Below are 14,467 nucleotides of genomic sequence, written 5' to 3'. Positions count from 1 at the left end.
AGCGCCTAGCGCCCCTTTCCCAACTCCACCGCAAATTTCACCAGTTCCGCCTGCCCCTCGATGCCGAGCTTGCGCTTGAGGTTCAGGCGGTGCGATTCCACAGTCCGCACGGACAAGCCGAGTTCATCCGCAATGCGCTTGTTGGCGTAGCCCTTGGCAATGCCGTCGAGGATGTCGCGCTCGCGTGGTGTGAGCGCCTCCACCGGCGTGGGCATGACGGCCTGCTCGGCCATGCGCATCGCCAGTTGCGCGCTGTAGAACGGGCGGCCGACCAGCACGGCATCAATGGCTTCGACCAGTTCGCTGGCGGGCGCATCCTTGAGCACGTAGCCGCGCGCTCCGGCGCGGATCACCTGGCGCACGTACTCCAGGTTGTCGTGCATCGACAGCACCAGCACGGCGATCTCGGGAAATGCCTCGGCAAACTTTTCGGTGAGTGCGATACCGTTCATGCCGCGCATGCCGATATCCATGAGCACCAAGTCGGGCGCCAGCGTGCGCGCGGCTTCCAGCGCGCCTTGCGCATCGCCCGCTTCGCCCACCACTTCGAAATGCGGCACGGCTTCCAGCCGCACGCGCACGCCATCGCGCACCAGCGGGTGATCATCAACAAGCAGCAGTTTGACGGGCGCGTTCATACGAGTGAAGACGTGGCGGCCGAAGCCAGTTGAGCGATAACAGCATGTGGCAGCACGACGCACACTTCGGTGCCGTGCCGCGTGTCGTCCATGCTGGAAACGATGGTACAGGTGCCACCCAGCGCGGCCACGCGTTCGCGCATGTTGCGCAGGCCGATGCCGTGTTCGGGGTCCACCTGCACGGACTCGACATCGAAGCCGGGGCCGTTGTCGCGAATGGATAGCCGCACGGCATCGACATTGTTCTCCAGCAGCACGCTGATACGGGTGGCTTGCATGGCATGGCGTTCGATGTTGGAGACGGCTTCCTGCGCGATGCGGAACAGCGCCGTGTTGCAGGCGTCCGGCAACTGCACCGGCGGGCCGACACGTTCGAGTGCAATGGCAAGACCGGGCTGGCGGTCTTCATGCGCCTCGCGTGTTTCGCGTACGAGCAACTCCAGTGCCGCAGCCAAACCCAAATCATCGAGCAGCGCCGGGCGCAGGTTGTGCGACACGCGCCGCACTTCACCCAGCGCGCTGTTCAGGCGATCCAGCGCGCGGCGCAGCATGCTGGCTGCCCGTTCGATTGACACCGCCGGCGCAGATGGCGTTTCGAGATGACCGTGCGCCGTCTCAAGCAGCAGCTTGGTCAACACCAGCACCTGGCTGATCCCGTCGTGCAATTCACGCGAGACACGCGCCCGCTCGTCTTCCTGAGACCGCACCACTTGCTGCGCAAGCTGCCGCAACTTGGCGTCGGCCTCGCGGTGGTCGCTCACGTTCAGCGCCAGGCCGCTGCCGGCCACCAGTAGGATGCTGATCGCGGCAATACCCACCACCCAGGCCAGCGTCTGGTCGATATTGGCTTGCGCGCGTTGGTCGATCTCGCGCAGGGTCTGTTCGATGTCGTCCAGGTAGAGCCCGGTGCCGACCATCCAGCCCCATTGCGGAATCGGTTCCACATAGCCCAGCTTGGGTACGCTCTGGTGCGTGGAGGGCTTGTCCCACATGTAACGCACGAAGCCGCCGCCGTTCTGGGCCGCCGCCACCAGCTTCTGGATGGTGGGCTGGCCACGGGCATCGGTGAGGTCCCACAAGTCACGGCCGACAAGTTCCGGCTGACGCGGATGCATGAGATTGCGCCCGCGCAGGTCGTAGAGGAAGAAGTAGCCGTCGGTGCCGAAGTCGAGGCGGGCGAGGGTGCGCATGGCTTCGTCGCGCGTCGCCGCATCATTCTTGCCGGAGGCCAGCAGCGGGGCGATGGCGCTCTGCGCGAGCTTGACGTAGGCGCGCAGCTCCGTCTCCTTGGCTTGCAGATAGGCGGATTCCACCAACTGCCGCTCGTGCTTGGCCAGCGCAATCGACTGGTGCCGCACGGTCAGCATGATCGCCAGCATGGCGATGGTCAGCGGCGCAACGGCGAGCAGCAGGATCTTCTGGCGGAGCTTCATGGCGGAGCGCGGCATCTTGCGTTGCAACATCGCAAGGTGGGACGCAATTTCGATTGGAAGTCGCATCAACTGCGTAGTACTACGGACATGCACTGCGTAGTCCTCCGCTTGTGGCGCGGGGCAGGGCTGGCAAATACTACACGCCCCTGTCACGGGGCAGGACGTAGAGCCGCTAACCAAACTGACCTGGCTAGGCGTGCCGACGCAGACAGTACAAGTGGTACGGCAAGTCGGCGCAACGACGCCAGGGCGGTTTGGTTAGCGGCTCTTACAACAGGGATGAATCCACATCCCGCATTCAGCACATAACTTCGACCAAGGTTCGAGGAGACCGACCATGAGCTTCGTCAGGCAACACCTGATCTGGCTGGTCGTCGCCATTCTTGGCGCGTCTGCCTTTGCCACCGTTGCGCTTGCGCGCGGCGAGGCAGTCAGCGCGCTGTGGGTGGTGGTGGCCGCCGTGTGCATCTACCTGATTGCATACCGCTATTACAGCCGCTTCATTGCCGACAAGGTGCTCGGCCTGGACGGCACCCGCAAGACACCCGCCTGGGTGCACAACGACGGGCTCGACTACGTCCCGACCAACAAGAACGTGCTGTTCGGCCACCACTTCGCGGCCATTGCCGGTGCCGGCCCGCTGGTCGGCCCTGTGCTGGCCGCACAGATGGGCTATCTGCCCGGCATGCTGTGGATTCTCGCTGGCGTGGTATTTGCCGGCGCGGTGCAGGATTTCGTCGTGCTGTTCATCTCCAGCCGCCGCGACGGCCGCTCGCTGGGCGATCTGGTGAAGAGTGAGATGGGCACGGTGCCCGGCGTGATCGCGCTGTTTGGCGCGTTCCTCATCATGATCATCATCCTGGCCGTGCTGGCGCTGATCGTGGTGAAGGCACTGGTCGGCTCGCCGTGGGGCACCTTCACGGTGGCCGCGACGATTCCCATCGCGCTGTTCATGGGCGTGTACGTGCGCTACATCCGCCCGGGCCGCATCGGTGAGATCTCCATCATCGGCTTCGTGCTGCTGATGCTCGCCATCGTGGGCGGCCAGATGGTGCACGAGAACGCTGCCCTGGCGCCGCTGTTCACGTTCGACGGCAAGGCCCTCACGTGGATGCTGATCGGCTACGGCTTTGTGGCCTCGGTGCTGCCGGTGTGGCTGCTGCTGGCCCCACGCGATTACCTGTCGACGTTCCTGAAGATCGGCACGATCCTCGCGCTGGCCATCGGCATCCTGATCGTCGCGCCGCAGATGCAGATGCCGCAACTCACACAGTTTGCGGCAGGCGGTGGCCCGGTGTGGTCGGGCAACCTGTTCCCGTTCCTGTTCATCACGATTGCGTGCGGCGCGGTGTCGGGTTTCCACTCGCTGATCTCGTCGGGCACCACGCCCAAGCTGCTGGAAAACGAAACGCAGGCGCGCTTCATCGGCTACGGCGCGATGCTGATGGAATCGTTCGTCGCCATCATGGCGCTGGTAGCCGCGTCGGTCATCAACCCGGGCGTGTACTTTGCGATGAACAGCCCGGCAGCACTCGTGGGTGCCACGCCCGACGCGGTGGCGCAGACGCTGTCCACCTGGGGCTTCGTCATCACGCCGGACGTGCTGATCCAGACCGCTAAGGACGTCGGCGAGAACACTATCCTCGCCCGTGCGGGCGGCGCACCAACGCTGGCCGTCGGCATGGCGCACATCCTGCATCAGGTGGTGGGCGGCCAAGCCATGATGGCCTTCTGGTACCACTTCGCGATTCTGTTCGAGGCGCTGTTCATCCTCACCGCGGTGGATGCAGGCACGCGTGCCGGCCGCTTCATGCTGCAAGACTTGCTGGGCACGTTTGTGCCGGCACTCAAGCGCACGGATTCGCTGGTCGCCAACCTGATCGCCACGGCCGCGACCGTCGCGCTGTGGGGCTACTTCCTGTATCAGGGCGTGGTCAACCCGCTGGGCGGCATCAACACCCTGTGGCCGCTGTTCGGCATCTCCAACCAGATGCTCGCCGCGATTGCGCTCACGCTGGGCACCTGCGTGCTGGTCAAGATGAAGCGCGACCGCTACGTGTGGGTGACGCTGCTGCCAACCGCTTGGCTGCTGATCTGCACACTCACGGCCGGCTGGCAGAAGCTGTTCGATCCGGACCCGAAGATCGGCTTCCTGGCCCACGCCAACAAGTACGCCGGGGCAATCGCTGATGGCAAGCTGCTGGCGCCGGCCAAGTCGATGGCGCAGATGCAGCAGGTGGTGCTGAACGACCGCATCGATGCCTTCCTGTGCGGCCTGTTCATCCTCGTCGTGGTCAGCATCGCCTGGTACGGCGTGCGGACGGTGCTCAAGGCGCGCGCCGCCAGCCGCCCGACCGCCAACGAAACGCCGTACGAAGCGCTCGGCGCCTGAGCACCACCATGCGCGAAGAACTCGAAACCTTCGGCCGCTACCTGGGCCAGACCCTGCGCCTGATGGTGGGCGTGCCGGACTACGACACCTACGTGCGCCACATGCAGGCAACCCACCCGGATCAGCCCGTCATGACGTACGAAGACTTCTTCCGCGAACGCCAGGACGCGCGCTACGCCGGGCGCGTCGGCCGCTGCTGTTGATGCACGGCTGAATACGCTCCAAAACAAAACCGCCGGTGCATGCGAATGCCCGGCGGTTTTTTTGTTTGTGTTCGTGTGCGTGTGGACTAGCTACATGGACTGCCGTGCCGTCGAGGGCGGGTCGCCATGCTTGGCGCGGTACGTTTTCTCCACCAGCTCGCGTAGCTTGGCCAGCGCCCCCGCGTCGCCCTGCGCTGCCGCCTTGCCGTACCAGGTCTTGGCCTGCTCGATATCCTGCGGCACCACGCCGGGCTCGCCCCGCTCGTAGTAGCTGCCCACGATGTACTGCGACGGCCCATCGCCGCCCTCAGCCGCTTTCTTGTACCAGGCGAAGGCGCGCTTGTAATCGCGCGGCACGCCACGACCGGTGAAGTAGTTGGTGGCCAGCGCGCGCTGCGCCTCGACATGCCCGCCCGTGGCGGCGCGCTCGTACCACTTGTTGGCGTCTTCCAGCGAGCGCGGCACCAGCTCGCCGCGTTCGAACAATTCGCCGTAGGCAAACTGCGCGTGGGTCATCTGATTGTCGGCGGCGCGGCGCAGCCATTTGACGGCCTCTTCAGGCCGGGCGACGGTGCCCTCGCCGCGCATCAGCATCATCGCGTAGTTGAATTGCGCGAGGCGATTGCCACGCTGCGCGGCCTCGGCAAATTCGTCGAGGGCGTGGCCGAAGTCGTTGTGCTCGTAGTGCGCGATGGCGATCTGGGTGAGGGCGGCGGCATCGCCCTGAGCGTCTTTCGGTGACGGCGCGGCGAGCGCAAGCGAGGTTGCCGCGCTCATCGCAAACGCCAACATTGCCTGCAGCATGTGCGGACTTCTGCGCCGGGTCTGTCTGCTCATCGCGCGCTCCTCATCGGAAGATGGCCCAGTGTAGCGCGCCCACCTGCCGCGCGTGGGTGCGCTCAAACCGCCACACCTGAGTCGCGCATGGATGCCAAGGCAATCAGCCCGCGCGCACCCGATACACCGCCACACTGCCGCGCCAGTTGGCACCCCAGCGCACCACATCGCCATCGTGCAGCACCACGCGATCCAGAATCACCAGCCCCACCTTAGGCGCCAGCGCTTCAAAGTCGCGGATGGTCAGCACGCGCACGTTGGGCGTGTTGTACCACTCGTACGGCAGCGATTTGGACACCGGCATGCGCCCGCGGAAGATCGACAGCCGGTGCGGCCAGTAACCAAAGTTCGGGAACGACACGATGCACTCGCGGCCCACGCGCAGCATCTCGCGCAGCACTTGCGCGGTGTTGTGGATGGTCTGCAAGGTCTGCGAGAGGATGACCGTATCGAAGCTCTTGTCTTCGAACAGCGCCAGGCCGCCTTCCATGTTCTGCTGGATGACGTGCACGCCCTTTTGCGTGGAAGCAAGCACACCCGCATCGTCGATCTCGATGCCATAGGCCAGCACGTCGAGTTCATCCTGCAGCACGCGCAGCAGGCTGCCGTCGCCGCAACCCAGGTCGAGCACCGTGGAGCGCGGCTCGATCCAGCGGGCGATGGCGCGGAAGTCCGCCCGGTCCGCCAGAATGTTGGGCACCGCCGACGCAGCGGCGGGGGCGGCGATGGCGTTCAGCGTTTGCGTGGTCATACGCCAATCTCCTGGGCAATGCGTTCGTAATAGGCGCGTACCAGCGCGTGGTAGCGCGGGTCTTCCAGCAGGAAGGCGTCGTGGCCGTGCGGCGCGTCGATCTCGCCGTAGGTGACGGGCCGCTTGTTGTCGAGCAGCGCCTTGACCAGCTCGCGGCTGCGCGCGGGCGCGAAACGCCAGTCGGTCATGAAGCTGACGACAAGGTAGTTGGCCTTGGTGTGTGCAACTGCCTTCGTGAGGTCGCCGCCGTAAGCCAGCGCCGGGTCAAAGTAATCGAGCGCACGCGTGATCAGCAGATACGTGTTCGCGTCGAAGTACTCCGCAAATTTGTCGCCCTGATAGCGCAGGTAACTCTCGACCTGAAACTCGACGTCGAACGAGAAGCGGATGTCTTCGGCCTTCAGTTCGCGGCCGAATTTCTCGGCCATGTCCTCATCCGACAGATACGTGATGTGGCCGATCATGCGCGCCACGCGCAAGCCGCGCTTGGGCTTGACGTTGTGCGCGTAATAGTTGCCGCCGTGGAAGTCGGGGTCAGACAGGATCGCGCTGCGCGCCACTTCGTTGAAGGCGATGTTCTGCGCCGACAGCTTGGGCGTGGACGCCACCACCACGCAGTGCCGCAGGCGATCGGGGTACATCAGGCTCCACGCCAGCGCCTGCATGCCGCCGAGGCTGCCGCCCATCACCGCGGCGAATTGCTGGATGCCGAAGCGATCGGCCACGCGCGCTTGGGCGTTGACCCAATCCTCCACCGTCACCACGGGAAAGCGCGCGCCGTACGGTGCGCCCGTCTCCGGGTGCGGGCTCATCGGGCCAGTCGAACCGAAACATGAGCCGAGGTTGTTCACCCCGATGACGAAGAAGCGGTTGGTATCCACCGGCTTGCCGGGGCCGACCATGTTGTCCCACCAGCCGACTTCGCCTTCGGCATGCACGCCAGCCACGTGGTGCGAGGCGTTGAGCGCGTGGCAGATCAGCACGGCGTTCGAGCGATCCGCATTGAGCGTGCCGTAGGTTTCGACCATCAGGTCGTAGCCGCTGATCTGCGAGCCGTTGCGCAACTGCAGCGGCTCGGCAAAGTGCATGCGCTCGGGCACGACCAGGCCGAGGGCGTTGGCCGGCTTGGTTTTCTGTGCCGTGGAGGGAGGCCGGGTATCGGTACTGACCGTCGCCGCGGTGTCTGCGGCGACGGTGGGGTCAGCCTGGATGTCTGTCATGGCGCCAAAGAAAAAGCCCGACCGGCAACGCTGACAACGCAACCAATCGGGCTCTGTGTGGCGCACGTGGGGCGGTGACTTCTCCCAACCCCGCGTTCTGACCGAACCTCTTTAGCCGCATTTGTAATGAGAGCCCAGGGCCACATTCGTGTGACAAGGACTCCCGCGCGCCCGCAAGCCAGTCGTCAAATCGGCGCGCCAGAGATTGGAGATTATAGATCAGGCCGCGGCCGATGTGATGCTGGCCTAGGCACGGGCACCGGCAGGGTGTGGCGCCGCCATCCGTGCCCGCCTGTTCAGCCATGCCGCCGCCATGATCAACAGCGCCAGCAACGCGGTGGCGCCTACTTCCGAGCGATGGCCCGGCAGCATCATCATGGTGATCAACACACCGCAGATGAACAGGATGACCGCCCACGTCAGCCACGGAAACAGCCACATGCGCAACGGCATCGCGCTGGAGGACGCGCCCGCCTTGGCACGCATGCGCAACTGCGAAATCGCAATGACGAGATAGACCAGCAGCGCAATCGCGCCCGACGTGGCCAGCAGGAAGGCAAACACCTGCTCGGGCATCACGTAGTTGGCAACGACAGTCAGAAAGCCGAACGCGGTGGACGCCAGCACGGCCGCGCGCGGCGTGCCGCTGGCATCGGTGCGGCGCAGGGCGGCCGGCGCATCGCCGCGCACCGACAGCGAGAACAACATGCGCGACGCCGTGTACAGCGCCGAGTTCAGGCAACTCGCTACCGACACCAGCACGATCACATCGACGATGGCCTTGGCATGCGGCACGCCAATCAGCTCCAGCGTGCGCTGGTACGAACCGTGCGCGGCCAGCAGCGGATCGTTCCACGGCACCAGCGCCGTCACCACGAAGATCGAACCCAGGTAGAACAGGCAGATACGCCAGATGACGGAGTTGGTGGCACGCACGATCTGCCGCGCCGGGTCAGCCGATTCCGCCGCTGCGATGGTGACGATCTCGGTGCCGAGGAAGGTGAACATGGTGGTGAGCAATGCTGCCAGCACCGCACCGAAACCGTTGGGCATGAAGCCGCCGGTATCCATCAGCCGCGCCGCGCCCGACACACCCGAGCCTGGCAACAGCCCCAGCACCGCCGCGCCCCCGACGGCCAAGAAGATGACGATGGCCACCACCTTGATGAGCGCGAACCAGAATTCGAATTCGCCGTAATTCTTGACGGAGAACAGGTTGGTGAGCGTGAGCACGAACGTCACGCCCAACGCAAACACCCACGTGGCCACACCCGGAAACCACGTGTTGAGGATCAACGCCGCGGCGGTGGCCTCGATGGGAATCACCAGCACCCAGAACCACCAGTACAGCCAGCCGATGGTGAAGCCCGCCCAGTGCCCGATGGCCCGGTCGGCGTAGGTGGAAAACGAGCCGGTATCCGGATGCGCCACGGCCATCTCGCCCAGCATGCGCATCACCAGCACCACCAGTAAGCCGGCGATGCCGTAGGCGATGAGCGCGGCCGGCCCGGCCTTGGCAATCGCGTGCCCCGAGCCAACGAACAACCCCGCGCCGATCACGCCTGCAATCGACAGCATGGTCACGTGGCGCGGCTTCAGGCCGGAGCTGAGGCCCGTCTTTGTTCCTGTCATGTCTCTTCCTTGTTCCTGTCTTGGTGCTTCCCGCCCCCAACGGGTGCTGGAAAAAACGACGGCCGGATTCTAGGGTCCGGCCTGTCGTGAGGGGTGCAGCCTACAAGGCTTTAGCCGAGTCCGGCCATGTTGATGTACTTGATCTCCAGGTATTCGTCGATGCCGTACTTGGAACCTTCGCGGCCCAGACCCGATTGCTTGACGCCGCCAAACGGCGCTTCCGCCGTCGAGATCAGCCCCGTGTTGACGCCGACCATGCCCGACTCCAGCGCCTCCGACACGCGCCATGCGCGGCCCAGGTCGCGCGTGTAGAAGTACGCGGCGAGGCCGAACTCGGTGTCGTTGGCAGCGGCGACGGCTTCGTCTTCGGTGTCGAACGGAATGAGCGCGGCCAGCGGGCCGAAGGTTTCCTCATGTGTGAGCAGCATGCCAGGTTTCGCATCCACCACGACAGTCGGCTCGAAGAACGCGCCGCCCTGTGCGGACAGCGCGTGCGGCTTGCCACCGACCAGCACGCGTGCGCCTTGGGACACAGCGTCGTCTAGGTGTTGCTGCACCTTCTCCATCGCACGCATGTGGATCAGCGGGCCCTGCTGCACGCCGGTCTCCGTGCCGTTGCCCACGCGCAGCGCGCGCACGGCGTCAGCCAGCTTGGCGGCAAACGCGTCATAGATGCCGCGCTGCACGTAGAAGCGGTTGGCGCACACGCAGGTCTGGCCCGCGTTGCGGTACTTGGCGACCATCGCGCCTTCCACAGCCGCACCGACATCGGCATCGTCGAACACGATGAATGGCGCGTTGCCGCCGAGTTCGAGCGAGAGCTTCTTGATGTCGTCCGCGCACTGACGCATCAGCAGGCGACCGACCGCAGTGGACCCTGTGAAGCTGAGCTTGCGCACGATCGGGTTGGAGGTCAGCTCACCGCCGATCGGCTGCGAATCACCGGTGATGACGGACAGCAAGCCAGCCGGCACACCAGCACGCGCGGCCAGTTCGGCGAACGCGAGCGCGGAATAGGGCGTCTCCAACGCAGGCTTGACCACCATCGAGCAACCGGCGGCCAGCGCCGGCCCGACCTTGCGCGTCAGCATGGCGATGGGGAAATTCCACGGCGTGATGGCCGCCGTCACACCAATCGGCTCCTTCTGCACGACGATGCGGCGATCGCCCTGCGGCGAGGGGATCGTATCGCCGTAGATGCGGCGCGCCTCTTCGGCAAACCACTCGATGAACGACGCGGCATAGGCGATCTCACCCGCAGCTTCGGGCAGCGGCTTGCCTTGCTCGGCCGTGAGGATGGCGGCGAGGTCCTGCTGGTGCTCCATCATCAGGTCGGCCAGCTTGCGCAGGATCTTGGCGCGATCACGTGCCGGCACCTTGCGCCACGCGCGCTGTGCAACCTGCGCGGCTTCGATGGCGCGGCGCGTTTCAGCAGCGCCCATGCCGGGCACGGTGCCGATGGTGCGGCCCGTGGCGGGGTCGGTGACGTCGCGCGTGGCGCCGTCATCGGCATCGGCCGACGTGCCGGCGAGGAACGCCTGCGTGCGCCACAGGCCTGGGTCTTTCAATGCAATCGGTGCGCCCGGCAAATCGGTGCGGGTCATGGTGTCAGCCCTCCAGTGCGCGTTGCAGGATGGCAAGGCCCTCTTCGAAGATCGCGTCTTCAATCGTGAGCGGGAACAGGAAGCGGATCACGTTGCCGTACACGCCGCACGACAGCAGGAGCAGACCGGCTTCGAGCGCGCGTTGCTGCACGAGCTTGGTGAAGTCGGCGTCGGGCTTGCCGTCCGGCGTATTGAATTCGACAGCAACCATCGCGCCCACGCCGCGCACTTCGGCGATGCGCGGTTGCGTTGCCTTCGCAGCGTTCAATGCATCGACGAGACGTGCGCCCAGCGCGGCGGAACGCTCACACAGCTTCTCGTCGGCAATGATGTCGAGCACCGCATGTGCGGACGCAACGGCCAGCGGGTTGCCGGCGTAGGTGCCGCCCAGGCCACCCGGCGCCGGTGCGTCCATGATCTCCGCACGGCCGGTGACGGCGGACAGCGGCAGGCCGCCGGCCAGGCCCTTGGCCATCGTCATCAGGTCGGGCAGCACACCGGTGTGCTCCATGGCGAACAGCTTGCCGGTGCGGGCAAAGCCGGTCTGCACTTCGTCGGCGATCATCACGATGCCGTGCTCGTCGCACAGCGCACGCACGGCGCGCACGAAATCAGCGGGCATTTGGTAGAAGCCGCCTTCGCCCTGCACCGGCTCGAAGATGATGGCCGCGACTTGGCGCGGATCGATGTCAGCCTTGAACAGACGTTGAATCGCGTCCAGCGAATCCTGCGTGCTCACGCCATGCAGCGCGACCGGTGCCGGCACGTGATAGATGCTGCCCGGGAACGGCCCGAAGCCCGTCTTGTACGGCACCACCTTGCCCGTGAGCGACATGCCCATGAACGTGCGGCCGTGAAACGCGCCCGTGAGCGCAATCACGCCCGGGCGGCCCGTGTGCGCACGGGCGATCTTGATGGCGTTCTCGACAGCCTCGGCGCCGGTGGTGAAGAACGCGGTCTTCTTGGCGTGCGTGCCCGGCGTGATCGTGTTCAGGCGCTCGGCCAAGTCCACCGCAGAGCCGTAGGGCACGATCTGGAAGGCAGTGTGCGTGAAGTGGTCGAGCTGCTCGCGCACGGCCTGCACCAGACGCGGATGACGGTGGCCGGTGTTAACCACGGCAATGCCGGCCGCAAAGTCAATGTAGCGACGGCCTTCCACGTCCCAGAACAGCGCGTTCTCAGCACGCTCGGCGTAGCGATCGGTCATCACGCCAACGCCGCGCGGCATCGCGGCCAGGCGGCGGGCATTCCATTGGGCGTTAGCGTTTTGTTGCGGCGCTTGTTGCAGATCTCGGGCGTTCATGGCGGTGGGCTGTGTTCGGTCAAAGAAATGTGCGATGCGAGGCAGTGTGGCAGCCATTGGCCCCGTACAATGAGACCCAATCGTGTTTTTCTAATGGAGCCACTTTGGCTCTCTTTGGCTCTATCGCCCGCCATGGCCGACCATTCCCCCACCCACCGCGCCAGCATGTTGGTGGACTACCTGCAACGCCGTTTCGATCGCAGCGACAACGCCGTCCCGGGCGGCGAGCCCGATCACCGTCGCCTGTATCGCGTGCTGCAGGAAGGCATCCTGCGTGACGAACTGCAGCCCGGTACACGCCTGCCGTCATCGCGCCAGTTGGCCACCGAGTTGGGCATCGCCCGCAACACGGTCATCCACGTCTACGAACAGTTGGGCGTGGAGGGCTACGTCTCCGCAGGTGTGGGCAGTGGCACGTTCGTCGCTGATACCGCCCCGGACCGGCTCGACACAGCGCCACCCCCGAGTGCACCCGTTGCTGCGCCGATCACCGAAGCGGCCACGCCCTCCGCGCCGATGCTCTCCACGCGCGGTCGGGCGCTGGTGCGTGATGCTGGGGCCAGTTCACGCCAGTGGGGCGCCTTCATGCCGGGCGTGCCGGAGGTGCGGATGTTTCCCGCGCGGATCTGGTCGCGGCTGCATAACCGGCTGCTGCGCAAACCGTCGCCCGCGCTGCTGACGTATCCGGTGGGCGCCGGCTACCTGCCGCTGCGCACCGCGCTGGCGGATTACCTGCGCACCGCGCGCGGCGTGCGCTGCGAGCCGGAGCAGATCATCATCACCGCGGGCATCCACCCGTCGTTGCAACTCATCGCGCAATTGCTGTGCGATGCGGGCGACAGCGCGTGGATTGAAGACCCCGGCTACTGGGGCGTGCGCAGCGTGCTCACCGCGGCGGGCGTACGCACCGTACCGCTGCCGGTGGACGACGAAGGCATGCGTTTCGACGTGCCCACCACACGCGGACGTCAGCGCAGCAAACCACCAAAGCTGATGGTGGTCTCGCCCTCGCACCAGTACCCGCTCGGTTCGGTGATGAGCTTGGCGCGACGCCGCGCGCTGCTGGCCACCGCATACGCCACCGATGCGTGGATCGCTGAAGACGACTACGACAGCGAATTCCGCTACGGCAGCCGCCCGCTACCGTCGCTGCAGGGCCTGGACGAAGGCGGGCGCGTGCTCTACATGGGCACGTTCTCGAAGGTGCTGTTCCCGAGCCTGCGGATCGGCTACCTGGTCGTGCCGCCCGCGCTGGCTGATGCGTTTGCGACGGGCCTGTCGGAGATGTTCCGCGGCGGGCAGATCCTCACGCAGGCGGTGCTGGCCGACTTCATTGCGGAGGGGCACTTCGTCTCGCACATCCGGCGCATGCGCGGCGTGTATGCGGAGCGGCGCGAAACGCTGCTTGCCTCCATCGCCAAGGAGTTCGGCGATGCGCTGCCCGTGCATGACGGCGCATCGGGCCTGCATCTCGTGCTGGGATTGCCGCCTGGCACCAATGATGTGGCCGTGGTGGAACAGGCGCTGGCCAACGACGTCGTCACGCGCCCGCTCTCGCGCTATTACCAGGACGATGCGCGCCGCCAGCCTGGCCTCTTGCTCGGCTATGGCCATGTGGAAACCGACACCATTGCCGCGCGCTTTCATACGCTGGCGGAAGCCATCCGCACGCAGTGCCGCCCCGACACCGGCGCGGCACCTTTATGATGTGCAACCGCTGAGACAGCACCCGCAAGCCCCCGCATGACCACACCGCGCATCCTCGTCATTGAAGACGAACCCGCCATCGCAGACACCCTGCTCTACGCGCTGTCGACCGATGGCATGACGGCCGAGCATTGCGCCCTCGGCGGAGACGGCCTCGCCCGCCTGCGTGCGGCGGCGTTCGATCTGGTGATTCTCGATGTGGGGCTGCCCGACATCAACGGCTTCGAAGTCTGCCGTACCCTGCGCACGTTCAGCGATGTGCCGGTCATCTTCCTCACCGCGCGGCACGAAGAAATCGATCGCATCGTCGGCCTGGAGATCGGCGCCGATGACTACGTCATCAAGCCGTTTTCGCCGCGCGAGTTGGCCGCGCGTGTGCGGGTGATCCTGCGCCGCGCCGGCGCGCGTACCCCGGCACCCGCAGCAGCGCCGGCGCCCAACCCGGCCACCTCGGCCATCTTCACGCACGATGCGGAAGGTGCGCGCCTGGCGTACCTCGGCCAGTGGCTCGATCTCACGCGCTACGAATACCAGCTGCTCGCGCTGCTGCTGCGGCATCCGGGGCGCATCTACTCGCGCGCGCAACTGATGGAGCTGGTCTGGCACGACGCGGCGGACACCATCGACCGCACCGTCGACACCCACATCAAGACCGTGCGCGCCAAGCTGCGTGCCATCGATGCGCAAGCCGACCCCATCCGCACGCATCGCGGCATGGGCTACTCGCTCGAGACCTGAGCCCCGCGC

At 65.7% G+C, this 14,467-nt stretch carries 12 protein-coding genes; 4 read left to right on the top strand and 8 right to left on the bottom strand.

The window, feature by feature from the left end:
• Positions 1-5 precede the first annotated feature (5 nt).
• On the bottom strand, positions 6-638 hold the full coding sequence (locus ACS7SF_RS10420) for a response regulator (protein WP_439889716.1): 633 nt from the start codon (positions 636-638) through the stop codon (positions 6-8).
• Entirely contained in the window at positions 635-2,071 is a 1,437-nt protein-coding gene (locus ACS7SF_RS10415) for a cache domain-containing protein (RefSeq protein WP_439889715.1), read from the bottom strand. Before ACS7SF_RS10415 ends, ACS7SF_RS10420 begins: the two co-directional genes overlap by 4 nt.
• Positions 2,072-2,408: 337 nt before the next feature.
• Here ACS7SF_RS10415 and ACS7SF_RS10410 point away from each other — a divergent pair, with 337 nt between their 5' ends.
• Positions 2,409-4,463: a carbon starvation CstA family protein gene (locus ACS7SF_RS10410; RefSeq protein WP_439889714.1), complete on the top strand. Its 2,055-nt coding sequence runs from the start codon at positions 2,409-2,411 to the stop codon at positions 4,461-4,463.
• An 8-nt stretch (positions 4,464-4,471) separates the two neighbouring features.
• Positions 4,472-4,666 (top strand): YbdD/YjiX family protein, encoded by a 195-nt coding sequence (locus tag ACS7SF_RS10405; RefSeq protein WP_439889713.1) that lies wholly within the window; start codon positions 4,472-4,474, stop codon positions 4,664-4,666.
• A gap of 90 nt (positions 4,667-4,756) precedes the next feature.
• Here ACS7SF_RS10405 and ACS7SF_RS10400 read toward each other — a convergent pair whose 3' ends face one another.
• The 6 genes from ACS7SF_RS10400 to gabT all read right to left on the bottom strand — a co-directional run bounded on the left by ACS7SF_RS10400 (position 4,757) and on the right by gabT (position 12,013).
• The gene (locus ACS7SF_RS10400) at positions 4,757-5,470 is read right to left on the bottom strand and encodes a tetratricopeptide repeat protein (protein ID WP_439889712.1); all 714 of its coding nucleotides are present in this window, start codon (positions 5,468-5,470) and stop codon (positions 4,757-4,759) included.
• Positions 5,471-5,606: 136 nt separating this feature from the next.
• Entirely contained in the window at positions 5,607-6,254 is a 648-nt protein-coding gene (metW, locus tag ACS7SF_RS10395; protein ID WP_439889711.1) for a methionine biosynthesis protein MetW, read from the bottom strand.
• Complete coding sequence (gene metX / locus ACS7SF_RS10390; RefSeq protein WP_439889710.1) at positions 6,251-7,474, bottom strand: homoserine O-succinyltransferase MetX; 1,224 nt, start codon at positions 7,472-7,474, stop codon at positions 6,251-6,253. Before metX ends, metW begins: the two co-directional genes overlap by 4 nt.
• A gap of 246 nt (positions 7,475-7,720) precedes the next feature.
• Entirely contained in the window at positions 7,721-9,106 is a 1,386-nt protein-coding gene (gabP, locus tag ACS7SF_RS10385) for a GABA permease (RefSeq protein ID WP_439889709.1), read from the bottom strand.
• Between the two features lie 110 nt (positions 9,107-9,216).
• Positions 9,217-10,710, bottom strand: coding sequence for an NAD-dependent succinate-semialdehyde dehydrogenase (locus ACS7SF_RS10380; protein WP_439889708.1), 1,494 nt, complete (start codon positions 10,708-10,710; stop codon positions 9,217-9,219).
• A 4-nt stretch (positions 10,711-10,714) separates the two neighbouring features.
• Entirely contained in the window at positions 10,715-12,013 is a 1,299-nt protein-coding gene (gene gabT, locus ACS7SF_RS10375; protein WP_439889707.1) for a 4-aminobutyrate--2-oxoglutarate transaminase, read from the bottom strand.
• A 165-nt stretch (positions 12,014-12,178) separates the two neighbouring features.
• On the opposite strand from gabT, the gene ACS7SF_RS10370 reads away from it, so the two are divergent.
• Together ACS7SF_RS10370 and creB are read left to right on the top strand one after the other, a co-directional pair.
• The gene (locus ACS7SF_RS10370) at positions 12,179-13,720 is read left to right on the top strand and encodes a PLP-dependent aminotransferase family protein (protein WP_439892740.1); all 1,542 of its coding nucleotides are present in this window, start codon (positions 12,179-12,181) and stop codon (positions 13,718-13,720) included.
• Between the two features lie 36 nt (positions 13,721-13,756).
• On the top strand, positions 13,757-14,458 hold the full coding sequence (creB, locus tag ACS7SF_RS10365) for a two-component system response regulator CreB (protein WP_439889706.1): 702 nt from the start codon (positions 13,757-13,759) through the stop codon (positions 14,456-14,458).
• Positions 14,459-14,467 lie beyond the last annotated feature (9 nt).

The organism is Ralstonia sp. 25C (assembly GCF_051904805.1).
Lineage (GTDB): Bacteria > Pseudomonadota > Gammaproteobacteria > Burkholderiales > Burkholderiaceae > Ralstonia.
This window is presented reverse-complemented; position numbering and strand designations above follow the sequence as displayed.

Coding starts and splice junctions, on each gene's coding strand:
- ACS7SF_RS10405 (WP_439889713.1), top strand. CDS start 4,472: ATGCGCGAAGAACTCGAAACCTTCGGCCGCTACCTGGGCCAGACCCTG.
- ACS7SF_RS10370 (WP_439892740.1), top strand. CDS start 12,179: ATGTTGGTGGACTACCTGCAACGCCGTTTCGATCGCAGCGACAACGCC.
- metW (WP_439889711.1), bottom strand. CDS start 6,254: ATGACCACGCAAACGCTGAACGCCATCGCCGCCCCCGCCGCTGCGTCG.
- gabP (WP_439889709.1), bottom strand. CDS start 9,106: ATGACAGGAACAAAGACGGGCCTCAGCTCCGGCCTGAAGCCGCGCCAC.
- ACS7SF_RS10400 (WP_439889712.1), bottom strand. CDS start 5,470: ATGCTGCAGGCAATGTTGGCGTTTGCGATGAGCGCGGCAACCTCGCTT.
- ACS7SF_RS10415 (WP_439889715.1), bottom strand. CDS start 2,071: ATGAAGCTCCGCCAGAAGATCCTGCTGCTCGCCGTTGCGCCGCTGACC.
- ACS7SF_RS10420 (WP_439889716.1), bottom strand. CDS start 638: ATGAACGCGCCCGTCAAACTGCTGCTTGTTGATGATCACCCGCTGGTG.
- ACS7SF_RS10410 (WP_439889714.1), top strand. CDS start 2,409: ATGAGCTTCGTCAGGCAACACCTGATCTGGCTGGTCGTCGCCATTCTT.
- ACS7SF_RS10380 (WP_439889708.1), bottom strand. CDS start 10,710: ATGACCCGCACCGATTTGCCGGGCGCACCGATTGCATTGAAAGACCCA.
- gabT (WP_439889707.1), bottom strand. CDS start 12,013: ATGAACGCCCGAGATCTGCAACAAGCGCCGCAACAAAACGCTAACGCC.
- creB (WP_439889706.1), top strand. CDS start 13,757: ATGACCACACCGCGCATCCTCGTCATTGAAGACGAACCCGCCATCGCA.
- metX (WP_439889710.1), bottom strand. CDS start 7,474: ATGACAGACATCCAGGCTGACCCCACCGTCGCCGCAGACACCGCGGCG.